This is a genomic window from Blastomonas sp. (assembly GCF_041747255.1).
Taxonomy (GTDB): Bacteria; Pseudomonadota; Alphaproteobacteria; order Sphingomonadales; family Sphingomonadaceae; genus Blastomonas.
Window position 1 is genome coordinate 1 of sequence record NZ_JBGTFM010000385.1, and the last position, 2,320, is coordinate 2,320.

At 62.5% G+C, this 2,320-nt stretch carries 3 protein-coding genes and 1 pseudogene; all 4 read right to left on the minus strand.

Going from position 1 to position 2,320, the window contains the following annotated elements; all coding sequences use genetic code 11:
• The coding region (locus tag ACEW8G_RS13045) for a hypothetical protein (RefSeq protein ID WP_373488844.1) at window positions 1–635 on the minus strand (635 nt) is incomplete at its 3' end.
• 88 nt (window positions 636–723) lie between these two features.
• Window positions 724–1,287, minus strand: a complete 564-nt coding sequence (locus tag ACEW8G_RS13050; RefSeq protein ID WP_373488845.1) for a hypothetical protein — start codon at window positions 1,285–1,287, stop codon at window positions 724–726.
• Between the two features lie 83 nt (window positions 1,288–1,370).
• On the minus strand, window positions 1,371–1,907 hold the full coding sequence (locus tag ACEW8G_RS13055; protein ID WP_373488846.1) for a hypothetical protein: 537 nt from the start codon (window positions 1,905–1,907) through the stop codon (window positions 1,371–1,373).
• A gap of 142 nt (window positions 1,908–2,049) precedes the next feature.
• Window positions 2,050–2,320, minus strand: a pseudogene (locus ACEW8G_RS13060) (DNA polymerase III subunit epsilon); the annotation flags it as partial.

The window sequence follows — 2,320 nt, forward strand, 5'->3', positions numbered from 1 at the left end:
CCTTGAACTGGAAGCCAGCCGAATGTGATCATGGCTGTCAGCAACACGTCGCGTTCGACATGCTGGCGGACAGCCTGCCATTCTGCGGCGGACGAAGGGTATTCGACCGCCGTCTTGTTGGCGAACAGCGCGCCCGGCAGGCCCATGCGCAGGCCAATTTCCGACATATGCGCCCAATCGCGCCCTGCGCCTTTCAGCTCCAGTGCGAGATCGAGGTGCGGCCGGAAGTCGCCCGGGCGCGGCCGATGCCCGGTGCGGAGCTGATCAGGCAGGGTCAGGTTGTATTCCATCGCCGCCAACGTCAGCAGCGGTAGATCGGCGCTCAACCCGGAATAGGTAACCGCCTTGTGGTCCGGGCGAAAACGGACATGGTCGAACAGGGCTTCGACGACAGCCATTTCGCTTCCGTGGGAGTGCTCGGTCCAGGAATGCATACCCTCGATGCTGACAGCGCCGGCATCGTCGATGGCGATGTCGAAAGCCGCCGCAGCGAAGATCCGCTTTGATGCCTGGCGATGCTTGGTTGGATGCTTGCGCTTGAACTCGGCGCAACCTCTCGGATCGACTTCGCGATAGGCGTCATGGAGATGTTCGTCCCAGCAGCTTTCGGTGTCGATGAAGGTCAGTTTGAGCATTGTGATATCCTTAGGTTTATTGAGGGCGTGCGCAGGGGCAGGCCATTCGGAGGTTAGATTCTGAAATTGGGAAAGCGCGCGGAGCCCGCTAAAAGCGAATGGGCATGACATTTTGCACGACTCGCCAAGCCCGATACGCCGTGAACAACGCCGATTTGGTTGGAAGATCATGGACGGCCCCGACGCTGGTCAGCCAGGCCGCCTGTGCTCGACGAGCCGCGGACCTAGCTTGCTGGAGCACCGTCATATCCTGGTGGTTGAGCTCGAGATCGAACTGCCAGCCAAGCTGGGAAAGCCTCTCGTCCGAAGCCCGAAAGATGCGGCGGTGCGCTCTCGGAAGCTCCTTTGTGCCCGGAAGCAGGAGATCGAGATCCTTGCGGGTTCGCCGGCTCGTGGGCCGCTCCGTTGGCGCACAGGTGACGACGTGGCTGTCGCGGCGCAGCAGCGATTTGACATGCGTGATCGGCAGGCGCCACGGGTCATCCGAGGCATAGACAACGTGGCTCTCAGTGAACCGCGCTTCCCAGTCATTCACGCGCTCGCAGGTGAACGCGCCGATGCTGAAAATTGGCGGTGGGTGCCCGCGATCTGCTGGTCTGCTGGCATAGCGCACCACTGCCAGCGCAACCGCGTGGTTGGCGTAGTCATTCATAACTCGGTCCTTCAAACGCAGAGCGGGCGGCAATCCTGCGAAGGATGCCGCCCGCTGCTGTTGTGGGTCTTGGTGGCTGAGGGTCAGTGCATCGAGGGGACCGTGGTCAGATCGACGGCACCGCCCTTGAGGCCATAGTGGGTGGCCTCCCAGGCGGGATCGGCATCGATTCCCTCCGCCTCCTTGGCAATACGCTTAAGCGCCCGGGCGCGGTTGCGTTTGTCGGCGACAAGGGTGGAGCCGATCCGCTCGCGCACTACGCCGCGCTCATCGATTTGGAACACGCGGCCGCCGGTCTCGGTGACCAGCACCAGGGGCTGTGCCTTGCCGGCATCGACGGGATCGACCTGCAGCACCTGCACGCTGGTCGCTGTGCGGTAGATCAGAACGTAGCAGTGCGGATCCTCGACATGCCGGTCGCGATAGAGCGCGAGGACGGCGTCCTGCCGCTCTTCGTAGGCCTTGCCGGCCATTGCCCGCAGCATTGGCTCGCTGGGTGCATCGAGACTGGCAAAGGTGATCGCATCGCTGACGATGGCGTTGAGTGGCATGCCCATCTGCTTACGCAGTGCCATCGAGGTCTTGAGCCGCGCGGTGACCGCGGGGGTAGCATTGTTCATCGGTATTTCCTTATGTTCGCATTGGGTGACGGCCTCTTCAGCCGGAGCCTTTTCCATCGGAATTCAGCTCAAATTCCCCTTCGATCCTCAGCAAAAAGGCCGGGTGCGCCATGCTGCTGCACCCGGCCCATTCCCTTCGCGATCAGCAGTGCCGGTTGTACCAGGTGACCGGCGTCTGGACGGGCCGGACCTTGGGCATCGTGCGCTGCAGCCACGACACTTCGGAGATCGCTTGCTCTTGGCTCACTTCGATCCACCAGACCTTCTTGCCCCAGTCGAAGCGATATCCGCGGCGCTTCAATTCGTTCTTTTGCGCGAAGGGCGCGCCTTCGGCGTCCACGCGCACCGTTGGCGTACAAGCGGTCGCGAGCGCTTCGGCCATCACCGTCTTGCCGTTGGGCAGTTCGCTGGCG

Coding starts and splice junctions, on each gene's coding strand:
- ACEW8G_RS13050 (WP_373488845.1), bottom strand. CDS start 1,287: ATGAATGACTACGCCAACCACGCGGTTGCGCTGGCAGTGGTGCGCTAT.
- ACEW8G_RS13055 (WP_373488846.1), bottom strand. CDS start 1,907: ATGAACAATGCTACCCCCGCGGTCACCGCGCGGCTCAAGACCTCGATG.